The sequence below is a fragment of the Sphingobium sp. HWE2-09 genome, assembly GCF_035989265.1.
Taxonomy (GTDB): Bacteria; Pseudomonadota; Alphaproteobacteria; order Sphingomonadales; family Sphingomonadaceae; genus Sphingobium.
Map to the genome: position 1 here is coordinate 3,127,708 of NZ_JAYKZX010000003.1, position 16,199 is coordinate 3,143,906.

15 protein-coding genes and 1 pseudogene are annotated in these 16,199 nt (G+C 64.4%); 3 read left to right on the plus strand and 13 right to left on the minus strand.

The window, feature by feature from the left end; genetic code table 11:
- The first annotated feature begins 38 nt into the window (after positions 1 to 38).
- Entirely contained in the window at positions 39 to 956 is a 918-nt protein-coding gene (locus U5A89_RS20755; protein ID WP_338162867.1) for an XdhC family protein, read from the plus strand.
- A gap of 241 nt (positions 957 to 1,197) precedes the next feature.
- Here U5A89_RS20755 and U5A89_RS20760 read toward each other — a convergent pair whose 3' ends face one another.
- The 4 genes from U5A89_RS20760 to U5A89_RS20775 all read right to left on the minus strand — a co-directional run bounded on the left by U5A89_RS20760 (position 1,198) and on the right by U5A89_RS20775 (position 4,506).
- The gene (locus U5A89_RS20760; protein WP_338162868.1) at positions 1,198 to 1,383 is read right to left on the minus strand and encodes a YbdD/YjiX family protein; all 186 of its coding nucleotides are present in this window, start codon (positions 1,381 to 1,383) and stop codon (positions 1,198 to 1,200) included.
- Positions 1,380 to 3,428, minus strand: coding sequence for a carbon starvation CstA family protein (locus tag U5A89_RS20765; protein ID WP_338162869.1), 2,049 nt, complete (start codon positions 3,426 to 3,428; stop codon positions 1,380 to 1,382). Before U5A89_RS20765 ends, U5A89_RS20760 begins: the two co-directional genes overlap by 4 nt.
- A gap of 222 nt (positions 3,429 to 3,650) precedes the next feature.
- Positions 3,651 to 4,055, minus strand: a complete 405-nt coding sequence (locus U5A89_RS20770) for a DoxX family protein (protein ID WP_338162870.1) — start codon at positions 4,053 to 4,055, stop codon at positions 3,651 to 3,653.
- A 4-nt stretch (positions 4,056 to 4,059) separates the two neighbouring features.
- Positions 4,060 to 4,506 (minus strand): pyridoxamine 5'-phosphate oxidase family protein, encoded by a 447-nt coding sequence (locus U5A89_RS20775; RefSeq protein ID WP_338162871.1) that lies wholly within the window; start codon positions 4,504 to 4,506, stop codon positions 4,060 to 4,062.
- A gap of 125 nt (positions 4,507 to 4,631) precedes the next feature.
- On the opposite strand from U5A89_RS20775, the gene U5A89_RS20780 reads away from it, so the two are divergent.
- Positions 4,632 to 5,183, plus strand: coding sequence for a 2'-5' RNA ligase family protein (locus U5A89_RS20780; RefSeq protein ID WP_338162872.1), 552 nt, complete (start codon positions 4,632 to 4,634; stop codon positions 5,181 to 5,183).
- A gap of 39 nt (positions 5,184 to 5,222) precedes the next feature.
- On the opposite strand, the gene U5A89_RS20785 is transcribed toward U5A89_RS20780, so the two are convergent.
- The 9 genes and pseudogenes from U5A89_RS20785 to U5A89_RS20825 all read right to left on the minus strand — a co-directional run bounded on the left by U5A89_RS20785 (position 5,223) and on the right by U5A89_RS20825 (position 14,212).
- A complete protein-coding gene (locus tag U5A89_RS20785) occupies positions 5,223 to 5,525 on the minus strand; it encodes an alkylphosphonate utilization protein (protein WP_338162873.1) in 303 nt (100 codons plus the stop codon).
- Positions 5,526 to 5,532: 7 nt separating this feature from the next.
- Positions 5,533 to 6,180, minus strand: a complete 648-nt coding sequence (gene yihA / locus U5A89_RS20790; protein WP_338162874.1) for a ribosome biogenesis GTP-binding protein YihA/YsxC — start codon at positions 6,178 to 6,180, stop codon at positions 5,533 to 5,535.
- Positions 6,181 to 6,266: 86 nt separating this feature from the next.
- On the minus strand, positions 6,267 to 7,970 hold the full coding sequence (yidC, locus tag U5A89_RS20795; RefSeq protein ID WP_338162875.1) for a membrane protein insertase YidC: 1,704 nt from the start codon (positions 7,968 to 7,970) through the stop codon (positions 6,267 to 6,269).
- Between the two features lie 32 nt (positions 7,971 to 8,002).
- Positions 8,003 to 8,215, minus strand: a complete 213-nt coding sequence (gene yidD / locus U5A89_RS20800; protein WP_338162876.1) for a membrane protein insertion efficiency factor YidD — start codon at positions 8,213 to 8,215, stop codon at positions 8,003 to 8,005.
- A 190-nt stretch (positions 8,216 to 8,405) separates the two neighbouring features.
- A pseudogene (gene rnpA / locus U5A89_RS20805) lies at positions 8,406 to 8,783 on the minus strand (ribonuclease P protein component); the annotation flags it as partial.
- A 35-nt stretch (positions 8,784 to 8,818) separates the two neighbouring features.
- Positions 8,819 to 8,953: a 50S ribosomal protein L34 gene (rpmH, locus tag U5A89_RS20810; RefSeq protein WP_021317369.1), complete on the minus strand. Its 135-nt coding sequence runs from the start codon at positions 8,951 to 8,953 to the stop codon at positions 8,819 to 8,821.
- Between the two features lie 209 nt (positions 8,954 to 9,162).
- Complete coding sequence (locus U5A89_RS20815; RefSeq protein ID WP_338162877.1) at positions 9,163 to 9,927, minus strand: DsbA family protein; 765 nt, start codon at positions 9,925 to 9,927, stop codon at positions 9,163 to 9,165.
- A gap of 2 nt (positions 9,928 to 9,929) precedes the next feature.
- Positions 9,930 to 11,279: a M48 family metalloprotease gene (locus U5A89_RS20820; RefSeq protein WP_338163141.1), complete on the minus strand. Its 1,350-nt coding sequence runs from the start codon at positions 11,277 to 11,279 to the stop codon at positions 9,930 to 9,932.
- Between the two features lie 164 nt (positions 11,280 to 11,443).
- Positions 11,444 to 14,212, minus strand: coding sequence for an Rne/Rng family ribonuclease (locus tag U5A89_RS20825; RefSeq protein ID WP_338162878.1), 2,769 nt, complete (start codon positions 14,210 to 14,212; stop codon positions 11,444 to 11,446).
- 525 nt (positions 14,213 to 14,737) lie between these two features.
- On the opposite strand from U5A89_RS20825, the gene U5A89_RS20830 reads away from it, so the two are divergent.
- A complete protein-coding gene (locus U5A89_RS20830; protein ID WP_338162879.1) occupies positions 14,738 to 16,018 on the plus strand; it encodes an N-acetylmuramoyl-L-alanine amidase in 1,281 nt (426 codons plus the stop codon).
- Positions 16,019 to 16,199 lie beyond the last annotated feature (181 nt).

Consider the following 16,199-nt stretch of genomic DNA (forward strand, 5'->3'; position numbering starts at 1 on the left):
GACACGCATGAAGTTTCAGAACGTCCGGGAGTTTTCGATTGAACGATAACGGCGCGGTGATCCGCAAGGGGCAGGAATGGCAGGGCGCGCCGCTGGCGCTGGCGACGGTGGTGTCGACCTGGGGTTCCGCCCCGCGCCCGCGCGGCAGCCATATGCTCGTCCATGCCGACGGGCGGTTCGAAGGCAGCATATCGGGCGGCTGCGTCGAAAGCGCGGTGCTGCAACGCGCGGCCGAGGTAATCGCCGGGCGCGCCCCGCATGTCGAACGCTATGGCGTGGCTGACGGCGATGCGTGGGAAGTCGGCCTGCCCTGCGGCGGGGAGATTGCGGTGCTGGTCCAGCCCGTCAGCGAAGCCGGGTTTTCCCCCGCACTCTTCGCTCGCATCGCCGCCGAAAGCGCCCGAGGCCGCGCCCTGACACTGGCGACCGATCTGGACAGCGGCGTGACGCGCGAATCGGCGCAGGCGGGGGCGTTCCTCAACCGCTACGATCCGCCGCGTCGCCTGCTCATCGTCGGCGCGGTGCAGATCGCGCAAAGCCTGGTGCCGCTGGCGCAGGCGATCGGTGTGACCCCGGTGGTGATCGATCCGCGCGGTCGCTTCCTGACGGCCGAGCGTTTCCCCGGCGTCGAACTGGACGATCGCTGGCCGGACGAAGCGATCGCCGCGCGCCTACCCGGCGAATCGACCGCGGTGGTGACCTTGAGCCACGATATCAAGATCGATGATCCCGCCCTGGTCGAAGCATTGCGCGCGCCCACCGGCTATGTCGCGGCGCTGGGATCGCGCAAAAGCCATGCTGCCCGGCTGGAGCGGCTGGGCGCCATGGGGTTCGACGCGGACGCACTCTCACGTATCGACGGCCCTGCCGGTATCGACATCGGCGCAGTCGGCGCTGCGGAAATCGCGTTGTCGATCAGCGCAGGCATGATCGCCGGGTTCAATCGGCAGGATTGAAGATATGAGCGCCCCCCGCCGCAAGGGACGGCAGGGGGCGCATCCCTTACGCTGTCGGGCACAAAGGACGCCGCGCCGTAGCAAAGCGCACGCTATATTCAATACCCCAAAATAGGTATGTTTGAAACTTATTGTCGTGAAACGGGATTTTACAATCGTGATATTGCTCCGGCAATATCACGGAAACAGTTGTGAAGAGCGTGAAGCAAGACGCCCTATAGCTTTGTTTTAAGACGCTCTTTCAACAGCAACGCCCGCCATTCTTGCCGCCATACCGCGCTTCCTGCCGGTCGCGAAAAAACTGCACCCGGTCCATCGTCGGGCGGTCAGGATGATGGGCGGCCATATGCCTGAGATACGCGTCGTAGTCGGGCAGGCCCACCATGAGTTGCGCGGTGCGGCGCAGCCTCTCGAACATCGCATTCATTCGGCCGGAACCAGTTGCGAGGGAATCTCCCGGGTCGTGGGCGCGGCCACCCGCCTGGCGGCCAGGCATGTGCGGATGGTGAAGACCAGCAGCGCCAGCACTACCGCCAGGAACAACGCCACCAGCGCGGCATCGACCCGGTCGTTGAAGATGATGCGCTGCATCTCCGCCATCGACTTGGCCGGGGCCAGCACCGTGCCCGCGTCGGCAGCGCCCGCAAATTTCGAAGCATGGGCCAGGAAGCCGACCTTGGGGTCGGCCGCAAAGAGCTTGAGCCAACCCGCCGACAGGGTGCAGATCAGCAGCCAGGCGGTGGGCACCAAAGTGACCCAGGCAAACCGGTCCTGCTTCATGCGGAATAGCACGGCGGTGCCCAGCATCAATGCGATGGCCGCCAGCATCTGGTTGGAGATGCCGAACACCGGCCAGAGCGTGTTCACGCCTCCCAGCGGATCGGTGACGCCCTGATACAGGAAGAAGCCCCAGGCCGCGACCGTCAGCGCGGTGGCGACGATGCCGGGAACGTGGCTGCTCGTCTCCTTGAACGAAGGCACGGCCAGCGCGATCAGATCCTGCAGCATGAAGCGCCCGGCGCGGGTGCCCGCGTCCACCGCGGTCAGGATGAACAAAGCCTCGAACAATATCGCGAAATGATACCAGAAGGCCTTCATAGCCGGGCCGCCGACGACATGGGAGAATATCTCCGCCATCGCCACCGCCAGCGTCGGCGCGCCGCCCGCGCGGCTGATGATGCTATGTTCGCCGACATCTTTCGCCGTCTGAGCAATCAGGTCCGGCGAGATCGGGAAGCCCATGGCGGTAACGGCGGCGGACGCGCTCGCCGTATCCGTGCCGATCAGCGCCGCCGGGCTGTTCATCGTGAAATAGATGCCGGGGTCCAGGATCGAGGCGCCGACCAGCGCCATGATCGCCACGAACGCCTCCATCAGCATCGCGCCATAGCCGATGAGCGGCGCATGGGCTTCGCTGGCGATCAGCTTGGGCGTGGTGCCGCTGGAAATCAGCGCATGAAATCCCGATACCGCCCCGCACGCAATGGTGATGAACAGGAAGGGAAACAGGCCGCCCGCCCAGACCGGGCCATTGCCGCCGACGAATTGCGTCAAAGCGGGCATTTTCAATGGCGGCGCCATGATGACGATGCCGATCGCCAATGCCGCGATCGCGCCGATCTTGAGAAAGGTGGACAGATAATCGCGCGGCGCCAGCAGCAGCCACACCGGCAGGACGGACGCGACCGCGCCATAGCCGATCAATATCCAGCACAGCTGCACCGGCGTGAAGGTGAAGGCCGGACCCCAGACCGGCGACGCGGCGATCGCCTGTCCATAGACGATCGCGGCGATCAGGCCGATCAGGCCCAGGATCGACACTTCGCCGATCCGTCCCGGCCTGATCCAGCGGGTATAGGTGCCCATCGCCATCGCCAGCGGCACGGTGGCCGCAACGGTGAACATGCCCCAGGGACTTTCCGCCAGCGCCTTGACCACGATCAGCGCCAGCACCGCCAGAATGATGACCATGATCATGAAGGCGCCGAACAGCGCGATCGTGCCTGCAACCTGGCCCATTTCCATGCGAATGAGTTCGCCCAGCGACTTACCGTCGCGGCGCATGGAAATGAACAGGATCATGAAATCCTGCACCGCACCCGCCAGCACGACGCCGACAATGATCCACAGCGTGCCCGGCAGATAGCCCATCTGCGCCGCCAGCACCGGCCCGACCAGCGGCCCCGCACCCGCGATCGCCGCGAAATGATGGCCGAACAGCACACTGCGTTCGGTCGCGACATAGTCCAGCCCGTCGGCGCGGCGGATCGCCGGGGTCGGCCGCGCCGGGTCGAGCCGCATCACATGGCGGGCGATGAACAGCGCATAATAGCGATAGGCGACCAGGAAACAGCTGACCGCCGCAACCACGATCCACAACGCATTGACCGCCTCGCCGCGCGACACGGCGACGAAGGTCAGGGCCACCGCTCCGACGATCGCGATCAAAATCCAGGGTAGATGCCGGGTCATGCCGCCTCATGTCGATAGGGAGCCTGCTCAGTAGAGCATAGGGCAGACGCCGATTAGCGTATCAACGCCACCCTAAGCTGCTCGACCGGAAAGACAACGCCCTCGACACCCATGGGCGCGCGACATATCTCCAACGTGATAACAATATGTCATCAGAACAATCATGTACCCAGGCCTTCGCCGCGGAACAGCGACTTTGGTCAATGCAGCTTGCTATCAGCCCTAGCGCCGCGCCCCACGCCGCCGAAACGGCCAGTCCATCACCCCACCGGCCCACAACGCCCACCAGATGATGACAGGCTGCAACGCCAGCCGCGGACCATGATACCACCAACTCAGATGCCGCCCACCCAAGGCGATATCGTTGACCGCATGATTGATATTGGCGGGCCACACGCACAGCGCATACAGCGCCAGCCCGATCCCGGCCGCATAGCGCAGGCGTGGGATCATCAGCCCGATAGCGCCCGCCAGTTCGGCCACGCCGGTCAGCGCCACGACCGTTTCAGGCATAGGCACCCAATGCGGCGTGATCGCGATGAAGCCACCAGGGCGCGTCAGATGCGCGATGCCCGCCACCAGATAGAGGGCGGCCAGCACCAGCCGGGCTATGGTGCGGCCGCGCATGGCGTCAGTGCATCACGTCGATTTCGAGTTCGCCTTCATCCTGCCCATCCCAATAATGGGCGCGTTCGGCATGGACATGGATCATCACGAGCCCCGGCGTGTCGGCCCCATCCTCGAACCACAGTTCCAAGTCCGGGTTCCAATGCTCTTCGAACTGCGCGCGGTCGCGGATCAGGTCGGCGCGACCTTCCAGCGCGATGAACAAGGGGCGCTGGCCGAACAGACCGCTTTTGCCGTGGAAGGACAGGCTGACACGCGGATCGCGCTCTATATCCCGCACCATCAACGTGTCGTCGGTGGTGAAATAATAGCTGTCGCCACCGTGCGCGACATCATGATTGTTGCTCATCGGCCGGGCGCCGATATGTCCGTCTTCCGTATGGGTCGACAGCATCGCGAAATCGATATGCTGCATTTTCTCGGCCAGACTGGCGATCGTATGCTCCACCATATGTCTCTCCTTTGCTCGATTGAGTCTCAACGCAGGACGGGGCGAGTCGGGTTCCCATATCGATCGACTCCGATGATATAAGAACATATAAAGAACATCAACGACATGATTCGGGATGCATTATCATGGGACGTCGGGTCGCGTCCGCCTATCGCCTGTTCTTCGCGCTCAAGCCGCCGCCGCTGGTCGTACGCCGGATCGACCAATATGCGGCGATATTGGCGGGCGGGGACACGCGCATATTGCCCGCGCATCAGCATGTGACGCTGGGCATAGCCGCGGATATCGATGCCTATCCGCAGGACCTGATCGACAGATTGCACGGCGCGGCGGCGCAGATCATGGCCGATCCGTTCGACCTGCTGCTCGACCGGTTGAGCTATGGCGGCCGATCGGCGGCGCTGCGCCCATCGCGCAGCAACGCGCCGCTGGTCCGGCTGCAACGACAGGTGGCGGACGCCCTGAAACGATCGGCCGCGCCGCCGCGGAAGGACTGGCGCTTCAGTCCGCATCAGACGCTCTTCTATCGCGACGGACCGCCCGCGCAGCGGCGGATCGACGGCTTCGGCTGGCCTGTGGAGGAATTGGTACTGGTGTGCAGCCATGTCGGCCTCACCCGGCATGAGACGGTGGGCGCATGGCCGCTGCAAGGCGACGCGCAATATCGATTGTTCTGATCAGCGGGATGGGTGGAACCAGGACATAACTACGTCCACTCACCGTTTCCGCACGAACTCCGCGCGCAGCACCAGCCCCTTGATCCCGTCATAGCGGCAATCGACTTCCTGCGGGTCGCCGGTCAGGCGGATCGCCTTGATCAGCGTGCCGCGCTTCAATGTCTGGCCCGCGCCCTTGACCGTCAGATCCTTGATCAGCGTCACCTGATCGCCATCGGCCAGCAGGTTGCCGACCGAATCGCGCACCTCCACCCTATCGGCGGCATCGCGCGCCACCGTCGCATCCGCGGCGCTGATCCATTCGCCGCTCGCTTCATCATAGACATAATCGTCGTCGGCCATGGCGGATCTATCCCTGCGTCACGCTTTCCAGCACCGCGGCGCGCAGTTCGGGGATGCCCATGCCCTTTTCGCTCGACGTGGCGATGATGTCGGGGTGCGCGGCGGGGCGCTTGCGGATCGCGTCGGCGGTCGCCCGGGTGACGGCGGCCAGTTCGCTCGCTTTGATCTTGTCGCTCTTGGTCAGGACGATGCGATAGCTGACCGCTGCGCCGTCCAGCATGTCCAGCATGTCGGTATCGACATCCTTGATGCCATGGCGACTATCGATCAGCACCAGCGCGCGCTTCAACGCCGCCCGCCCGCGCAGATAGTCGTTCACCAGGAACTTCCATTTGCGCACTATGTCCTTGGGCGCCTTGGCATAGCCATAGCCCGGCATGTCGACCAGCCGGAACTGGAGCGGTTCGCCCACGTCGAAGAAGTTCAATTCCTGCGTCCGCCCCGGCGTGTTGGACGTGCGGGCCAGGCTGTTGCGGTTGGTCAGCGCGTTGAGCAGCGAGGATTTGCCGACATTGGACCGGCCCGCAAACGCGACCTCGTTCACGTCCATGTCGGGCAGATATTCCAGCGTCGGCGCGGATTTCAGGAACGCGATCGGCCCGGCGAAGAGCTTGCGCGCGTCCTCGATCAGGTCGCTATTATCTTGGTCCGTCATGCCACACTCCGTTCGGTTCGAGCTTGTCGAGAACCGTAGGCACCCGTTTTTCGACAAGCTCGAAACGAACGGGCGTGGTGCCTGACTTATTTCGTCGCGCTCGCCGTACTCAACACGGGATGGCGGCGATACAGCCACCATTGCTGCGCCATCGACAGACAGTTGTTGGTGATCCAGTAAACCAGCAGGCCCGCCGCGAACGGCGCCATGATGAACATCATCATCCACGGCATGATCGAAAAGATCTGCTGCTGCATCGGGTCCATCTGCGCGGGGTTCAGCTTGAACTGGAAATACATGCTGATGCCCAACAACAGCGCCAGCACGCCGATCGCCAGGAAGGACGGCGGGGTAAAGGGCAACAGGCCGAACAGGTTCAGGATATGCAGCGGGTCGGGCGCGGACAGATCCTTGATCCACAGGACGAAGGGCTGGTGCCGCATTTCGATCGTCAGCATCAGCACCTTGTAGAGCGCGAAGAAGATCGGAATCTGGATGAAGATGGGCAGGCATCCGGCCAGCGGATTGACCTTCTCCTGCTTGTACAGCTCCATCATCTTCTGCTGCAGTTGCGGCTTGTCGTCCTTATATTTTTCCTGCAGCGCCTTCATCTTGGGCTGCACCGCGCGCATCGCCGCCATGCTGGCGAACTGGCGCTGAGCGACCGGGAACATCAGGCCGCGCACGACGAAGGTCAGGCAGATGATGGCGAAGCCGAAATTGCCCAGCGTTTCGAACAGCCAGTGGAGCAGCGCGAAGATCGGCTGTTCGAACCAGTAGAACCAGCCCCAGTCGATCGCGCGGTCGAACAGCTTGACGCCGGTCCGCTCATAGGCCTGGAGCGTCTTGACTTCCTTGGCGCCAACATAAAGCCGAATGCTCTGCGTCGCGGCCTTGCCGGGCGCCAACATGGTCGAACCCAGTGCGGCGTCCGCCTGATATTGCGTGCCGGCGCCTTTACGGAACTGCCCCGCGAAATCGGCGTCGTTGCCGGGGACGAGGGCGGAGAGCCAATATTTGTCGGTAAAGCCGATCCAGCCGCCCTTGGACGTGAAGCTCTGGCTCGACGGACCCTTGTCCAGATCCTTATAATTCACGTCATAATTGGCCGCGCCGTTGAACACGCCCATTGGCCCTACATGGATGGTCCAGGTGTCGGGGTCCTTGGGGATGCCGTTGCGGCTGATATAGCTGTAGGGCTTGACCGCCACTGCGCCTGTGCCGCTGTTCGACACCTTCTGCGCGGCGGAGATCATGTAGTTCTCATCGACGGTCAGGCGAATTTCGAACAACTGCCCCGCGCCATTATTCCAGGTCAGCGTGACCGGGCTTGTCGGTGTCAGTTCGCTGCCCTGCGCGGTCCAGAGCGTGTCCTTGTTCGGCGTCTTGAGGCCTTCGCCCTGCCAGCCGAAGCCAGCGAAATAGGCGTCCTGCGTGCCGCTGGGGCTGTACAGGCGCACGGCGGGCGAATCCTTGGCGATCGTCTCGCGATAGGTCGGCAGCACGATATCGTCGATGCGCGCGCCTTTGAGGTTGATCGAGCCGGTCAGCTTAGGCGTGCGGATCGGCACGCGGGGGCTTTCCTTCAGCACGATGGCGCGGTCGCGAATCGTCGCGGGACCATCGGCAGTATCGGTGCCGGGCGCAGCCACCGGGGTGGTCTTGCCGCCTTCGATCTTCGTCGCGGGCGGATTGGCCGCCGGGAAGAAATAATGCGAGACATAGGGCCAGCCGAACAGGATCGCCGCGGTCAGCAGTACCGCCAGAATGATATTCTTCTTGTCGTCCACGTGTTCGGCTCCGCCGTCTTATGTCTATGTCGTCAGGGAACCGGGTCGTAGCCCGAACCGCCCCATGGGTGGCATCGCATTAGCCGCTTGAACCCCAGCCAGCTACCCTTGATCGCGCCATATTTGCCGATCGCCTGAATCATATATGCCGAGCAGGACGGCGCATAGCGACAGGTGGGCGGCAGGATGCGCGAAGGACCAAGCTGCCAGACGCGCGCGATCAGGATCAGCAGCCGCGCGATCATGACTCCTCCCCGCCTGCGGGGAGGTGGCTGCGCGAAGCGCAGACGGAGGGGGGCGGCGCAACAGCACGCCCCGTGTCGTCCGCCTTGCGATCCTCCGCACCGTGTTCCCGCGCAGGCGGGAACCCAGTCCCCCCTCACGCGTCGCGGAGGCGTCCCAACTAGGCTCCCGCCTGCGCGGGAGCACGTCGTCCTTTTTAACGGCAGGCTTGCCCTTGCGCGGTCGCGCCGGACCACGCGGCGCATCGACCGGGCGCGTCATGATCTTGCCCAGCGCCTTGCCCAGTTCAGCGCGCAGCAGGGCGAAATCGCGCTCGACCCCGCCTTCGCGGCCGATCAGCACATGATCCGCACCGGCAATGCCGTGCTGGGGCAACAGTTCGCGCGCCAGAACGCGAAAGCGGCGCTTCATCCGGTTACGGATGACGGCGCCGCCGATTTTCTTCGTGACGGTGATGCCGATGCGCATCGCCGGATCGCCGTCGCCGCGTTCGCGCACCAGCAGGACGAATCCCGGCATCGGTGCGCGACGTCCACGATTCGCCGCAAGGAAATCCGCGCGCCGGGCCATGATGGTCGGCGCGGCAGTGTCTTGCAGCGTTTCGATCAGGCGCTCAGGCTCTTGCGGCCGCGCGAACGGCGTGCGCGAATCACATTGCGGCCGCCGGGGGTCGCCATGCGGGCGCGGAAACCGTGACGGCGCTTCCGAACCAGATTGCTCGGCTGAAAAGTGCGCTTCATCGTTCATTCCTCAAAAAACAACTAGAGAATCGGGCGTGACAAAAAAGGGCCGCCAAAGCAGCGGCCGCATGTCAGGGGGCGTCCGATAGGCAAAAGGGGGGGCAAGTCAATGGGTGGGCGGCCACCAAATCCCGACATCCGTTCGGTTCGAGCCTGTCGAGCACCCTTTGGACCGGGTTCTCGACAGGCTCGAACCGAACGGTGCTTTTTTACTTCCCCCGCGCGCCCGCCACGCCCTTCTGCAACGCATCATAACCCACCGCGCCGTTCAGCACCTGGCTGCCGATGACGAAGGTCGGCGTGCCGCTCGCCTGCAATTTCTGCGCAAGCGCGATGTTGGACTGGATTTCCGCATCATATTTGCTCGACGCGATCGCCGCTTCGGCGTCGGCTTTGCCGATGCCCGCCTTCGCCGCCGCCGCCAGGATCGTGTCGCGCGACACTTTGCCCGCGCCATATAGCGCCTTGTGATAGGCCATATACTGACCCCGCTCGGCCGCCAGCAGCGACACCTTGGCCGCGTCGCTGCTTGCTTCCGACAGGATCGGCAATTCGCGATAGACGACCTTCACCTTCGCGTCGCTCGCCACCAGCTTCGCCAGGTCGGGCAGCGAAGCGCGACAATAGCCGCAGGCATAGTCGAAAAATTCCACCACGGTCACATCGGCATTGGCCGCGCCTTCCCACGCCCCGGCATAGGGGGTTTCGAGCGCGCTGCGGCTGGCGTCGATCGTGCCGGACATCCGCTTGGCCTGCAGCTTTTCCACCGCCTGCGGGATGATTTCGGGATGCTCCAATATATAGTCGTGCACGATCTTCTCGATCGCGGCCTTGTCGGTGGCGTTGACGCTGGCAGGCGCTTGCGCCGCCAGCGCGATGCCGGCAACGGCGGTCAGAGCGAAGGCGCCAAGGGTCATCTGGATCGTCCTGTTGGATAGGGCGGCGCGGAAATGCGGCAGGTTCTGGTCTGTCATATCTATCTTTTCTTGCGCTGCTGCTCGATCGCGGCGCGCGATGTCATCGCGATATCCTGCGCCCGCAGATAGTCAACCGTGCCGGGCTTCAATCCCTGCATTGCGCCGTCCGCGCTGCGCAGCGCCATCGGGTGCTGCCCCATCATCGCATAGCGCTCCGCCGTCGCCAGCGCCGCGCGCGGCGTGTCGCCACGCCGCTCATAGACGACGCCCAATTGATACCAGGCGAACGGATTTTCCCGATCGCGCTGCACCGCCAAGCGCAGCACCTGTTCGGCTTCGGCGAAATTGGCTTCGTCTTCGGTGGCGATCAGCGCATGGGACAGCAGCACGGAAATCAGCGGCTGGTTGGTGATCTTCACCGCTTCGCGCAGCGGCGCGATCGCATCCTTGGGCCGCCCGCTTTCCAGCAATATCTGCCCCTTCAACTCTAGGAAATAGGGGTCGTGCGGCGCGGCGGTCAGCAGCGCATCGGCTTCGTCCAGCGCCTTTTGCGGATAGGCGCTTTTATGCCAGGCATAGGCCCGCGCATAATGGGCCGGGATAGACTGGTCGGTTTCGGGATATTTGATCAGGGTCTGGGTGGGTTCCGATACGAATCCGATCAGCTTCGCCTTGATCCGTTCGAACCGCGCCTCCAGCGCCTTGTCCACCGGCCGGTCCCAGGCGGGATCGACCGTATAGACTTCGCGCAGCACGTTGATCCGCTCGCCCGACAGCGGATGGGTGCGCCCGTAACTATTATCCTGCGGGATGGCGAGCCGATATTCCTGGTTCTGCAGCTTCTTGAAAAATTCCAGGCTGCCCTTGCCGCTCAGCCCCGCCTTCGACAGATAGCGCGCGCCCGCCAGATCGGCGGAGCTTTCCTGCCCGCGCGAAAACGCCAGGAACTTGCTCATCGCTGCCTGCTGGCCCAGGCCCATAATGCCCATGCCCGCTTCCGCGCCGCCCGCCGCGATCGCGGCCGCGCCCAGCACCAGGCTGAGCAGCGTGACGCTGGTGGCGTCCTTGATTCCTTCGCCCGACCGGATGACATGGCCGCCCTCGATATGGCCCAGTTCATGGGCGACGACGCCCTGCAACTGGTTCACATTGTCGGCCTGCGCGATCAACCCGCTATGCACCCAGACGATCTGGCCGCCCGCGACGAAGGCGTTGATCTCCGGATCGTTGATCACCATCACCTGGACATTGCGCGGGTCCATGCCTGCCGCCGTCACCAACTGACCCGACATATCGGCCATGAAGGCTTCGGTTTCCGCGTCGCGCAATATCTGCTGCGCGGCGACCGGGCGCGCCATGCAGGCCAGCGTGGCGATCGCCAGGACGCAGAGTTTCAAGGACCGCCGCATCAGATACGGACCGGGCAGGGGGAAGGGCAGACCGTCACGGCGACCCCATGGCAGGGTCGGGCTGAACCGGTGGTGAAGCGGGCCGCCCCAACGAAAAGCGCCGCTGCGCACCGGTCGGGACCGGATGGGCAGCGGCGCTTGTTCATAGCAGTTCCCGTCCGGCCTTACTGACCGAAGGTGCGCTGCCACCAGCCACGGCGCGGCTCGCCATCTTCGCCGACGCTGTCTGCGCTATTGGCGGCCTCAGCGGTTTGGGCAACCGGCGCTTCGGGCGCAGCCGTCTCGGCCACCGCTTCGACGGCGGCAGCAGGCTCGGCGTCGGCCGCGTCAGCGACGGGCTTCTTGCGACGGGTGCGCTTGGGCTTGGCAGGTGCCTCTTCAGCGGGCGCGTCCTCGGCCACGACCGTGTCTGCCGCAGGGGCGGCGTCCTCGGCCACGACATCCGCCTTCTTGCGGCGGGTACGCTTGGGCTTGGCGGGCGCTTCCTCGGCAGCGGCTTCGACCGGCGCGGTTTCGGCGACGGCCTCAGCCACAGGTTCGGCCGTATCGGTCACCGGTTCCACGTCAGCTTTCGCCTTGCGGGCGCGGGGCCGACGACGGGTCTTGGGCGCGTCCTCGGACGCCGCTTCCTCGACCACAGCTTCGGCCACCGGTTCGCTAGCCTCTGCGACAGGCTCGACCTGCTCCGATTCGCCCGCGTCGGCCTCGACCGACGCCGCGTCCTCGCCACCTTCGCGACGGCGACGACCGCCACGGCGACCCCGACGACCGCGGCGACGTGCGCCACCTTCCTCGTCATCGCCAGCGGCAACCGCATCGGCCGGTGCGTCGGTGGCGTCGTCGGCCGCTACGACAGCCTCGCCATCCTCATCACCCTCGGCGTCGCCATTCTGCGTCGCCTCGTCCTCGGCGCCTTCACCGGTGCGCGCTTCATCGCGCTGGCCGCCACGACGGCGACGGCGGCGACGACGGCGACGGCCACCGTCGCGATCCTCGTCTCCGCGTTCGCCACGCTGGCCGCGCTCTTCACGCTCGCCTTCGATGTCGGCTTCGGCTTCGGCCTCCTCGACCGCTTCCTCTTCTTCCTCCTCCTCGATGACGTCCAGATCGTCATCTTCTTCCGGCAGCGGCGCATAGCTTACGACGCGTTCCGGGCGCGGGCCGCTGGCCTCGACGGACATGCGCGCGCCCTCGACCTCGCCATCGGGCAGGATTTCGATGCGCACGCCATAGCGCTGCTCGATCTCGTCCAGTTCCAGGCGCTTGTTGTTCAGCACATAGAAGGCCGCTTCCTGGCTCGCGCGCAGGGTGATGAGGTTGCCGCGGCCACGCGCCGCTTCCTCTTCCAACATGCGCAGCGCGCCCAGGCCCGCCGACGATGCGGTGCGGACCAGGCCCGTGCCCTCGCAATGCGGACACTGGCGGGTGGATGCTTCCAGCACGCCGGTGCGCAGGCGCTGGCGGCTCATTTCCATCAAACCAAAGCCCGAGATACGGCCTACCTGGATGCGCGCGCGATCGTCGCGCAGCGCTTCCTTCATCGCCTTCTCGACCTTACGGATATTGGAGTTCACCTCCATGTCGATAAAGTCGATGACGACCAAGCCCGCCATGTCGCGCAGGCGGAGCTGACGCGCGATTTCCCGCGCCGCTTCCAGGTTGGTGGCGACGGCGGTCTGCTCGATCCCATGTTCGCGGGTCGACCGGCCGGAGTTGATGTCGATCGACACCAAAGCCTCGGTCGGGTTGATGACCAGATAGCCGCCCGATTTCAGCTGCACGACCGGATTGTACATCGCGGCCAGCTGCTCTTCCACGCTGGCGCGCTGGAACAGCGATACCGGATCGGCATATTGCTTCACCCGGCGCACATGGCTGGGCATCAGCAGGCGCATGAAGTCCTTGGCCGCGCGATAGCCATGCTCGCCCTCGACGATGACTTCCTCGATATCCTTGTTGTAGATATCGCGGATCGCCCGCTTGATAAGGTCGCTGTCATTGTGGATCAGCGCAGGCGCAGCGGCGCTTAGCGTCTTTTCGCGAATCTCGTCCCACAGGCGCGCCAGATAGTCGAAGTCGCGCTTGATCTCCGGCTTGGTGCGCTGAAGGCCAGCGGTACGCACGATGCAGCCCATGGAAGACGGCAGCGCCATTTCGGCGATGATCGTCTTCAACCGCTTGCGGTCGGCCGCATTGCTGATCTTGCGCGAAATGCCGCCACCATGGCTGGTGTTGGGCATCAGCACGCAATAGCGACCGGCCAGCGACAAATAGGTGGTCAGCGCCGCACCCTTGTTGCCGCGCTCTTCCTTGACGACCTGGACCAGCAGCACCTGGCGGCGCTTGATGACGTCCTGGATCTTGTAGCGACGGCGCAGCGCCATGCGCTTGCGGCGCAGTTCGTCGGCGGCGTCATCGCCACCCCGGCCGCGACCGCGTCCACCGCGACGGCCGTTCGGCGCGCCATTGGCGCTGTCGTTGCCGCCTTCGCCTTCGGCCTGTTCGCTTTCTTCGCCCGCCTCGTCATCGTCATGATGATGGGTCGCCTCGACATATTCCACGCCGCCCTCGGGCGCGATGGAATCATGGTCCAGATCATGATCGTCATCGTCGAAATCGGCGCGCAGCGCGGCTTCTTCCTCGGCATGGGCGCGCTCTTCGCGCAGCAAAGCCTCGCGGTCTTCGCGCGGAATCTGATAATAGTCGGGGTGGATTTCACTGAATGCCAGGAAGCCGTGACGGTTGCCGCCATAATCCACGAACGCCGCCTGGAGCGATGGCTCCACGCGGGTGACCTTGGCCAGATAGATATTGCCCTTGAGCTGCTTGTGCTCTGCGGACTCGAAGTCGAACTCCTCGATCCGGTTACCCTTGACGACCGCGACCCGGGTCTCTTCCCGGTGGCGCGCATCGATCAGCATACGCATTGTCATTTATATGTCTCCGGCGTGGACGGGCTGCGGCACAGGGCCGCGCCGCCACGCGATAGTGAAGGGACGGCCGGATGCGCGCCGCCAGGGGCGCGGGTTTCGGCATCGTCCAGGTTTGCAGGAAATTATGCGCGTCTGCTGCGTCGGCAGGGCCGGACAAATCGCCGGGCCGGACCATCCACGCCGCATCGCCCGTTACCGGGGCAAGCGTGGAATGGAAATCATGCCTCATGCAGCGTCAACCTGTTTGCGGCACCGCAGGGGCGCAAATTGCTGCGTCCGCCGGTGCCTCTCTCTTTGCCCCGTAACGCCGCCGTCATATCGGCAAGCCTTTCGGGAATGTGAATGGGTAGCAGTCAAATACCCACGGGGCAACGACCGCCTGAAATATAATGCCGCGTGCCGCAATGTCCTGCCATGTCGCATTATTCATCGTGAAAGCAGGATTAACCTTCTCATTTTACCGGGTCAAAAGGGGCAATGCTTAATCCGGGGTTTAGCGTGGGGACGCTGAACGGATTAGCCCACATGATATTTGGCTGGACGGCCCGTAGGGGCGCGTTGCACAAGCGGCGCATGCTCCAAAGCCTTGCCCTGGCAGGCACGATATTGATGGCCGTCCCTGGCAGCGCCGGGGGAATTTCCGGCGTGGACGTGCAGGACGACACGGTCGTGGTGCGCTTCGACGATCGGGTCGATGGCGCGTCGGCCTTCCTGCTGGATGCGCCGCGCCGCATCGCGCTCGACATTGACGGCGCGCAGATGGGGCGGGGTCGGTTCACGCCGGGCAATGGCGCGATCGCCGCGGTACGACAGGGGCAGTTGAGCGATGGCACGGCACGCGTGGTGCTGGACCTGTACAGCCCCGCGACGGTCGGCAATGCCCGCCTGGCGCAGGACGGCAAGTCCTTGAGCTTCTCGCTCCAGGGCGTCACCGACAGCCGCTTCCGTTTAGAAGTGGGCAAGGGGCGCACGCGCTTCGACGCGCCTGCCGACATGGCCGCGCGCCCGCAACGGCGCATCCATTCGATCACCGTACCGATCCCGGCCGCCGCGCGCGGCGTATCGCTGCCCCGGGTCGAAGGCGCGCAGGACGGCGCACGGCCGCTGGTGGTGATCGACGCAGGCCATGGCGGCCATGATCCCGGCGCCATCAACAAGGAGAATGGCAAGCGCGAAAAGGACGTGACGCTCGCCATCGCCCAGGCGATTCGCGACCAGCTGGTCAAGTCCGGCCGGGTCCGCGTGGCGCTCACCCGCGACGACGACAAGTTCTTGGTGTTGCAGGAACGCTATGGCATCGCCCGCAAGCTGGGCGCGGACCTATTCATTTCCGTCCATGCCGACGCGGCGGAAAATACCGAAGCCCATGGCGCGACCGTCTATACCCTGTCCGAAACCGCGTCCGACCGCGAAGCCGCGCGGCTGGCGGCGCGGGAGAATAAGGCCGACATCATCAATGGCGTGAACCTGGGCGGCCAGTCGGGCGACGTGTCGTCCATCCTGATCGACTTGACCCAGCGCGAATCCATGAACATCTCCGCCAACTTCGCCCGCCTGCTCCAGCGCGAAGCCGCACCCTATGTGCCCTTCCGCAGCGCCTATCACCGCTTCGCCTCGCTGATGGTGTTGAAAGCGCCCGACACCCCGTCGGTGCTGTTCGAAACCGGCTATATCTCCAATGCCGACGATGCGGCGTTCCTGTCGTCACGCGAAGGACAGGGCAAGATCGCCCGCGGCGTCGCCCGCGCGATCGAGGTGCATTTCGCCCGCAAGCTGGCGATGCGCGGCGCGGCGGCCGGGGGATAGCTGTCCTATTCGCGGCGACCTTGCTATGATTGGCCACGCTTTCCGATAGGATTAGGGCGACGCAATAAAATGTCGAAATCGGCGGGAAATGTGCGAAGTTAAGGGGAGGGGGCTAGCGCAAAGCCGCTACAGATGCGGCGGATCGCGTCATCCCCACTGGTCTTGACGATCATTTGACCCT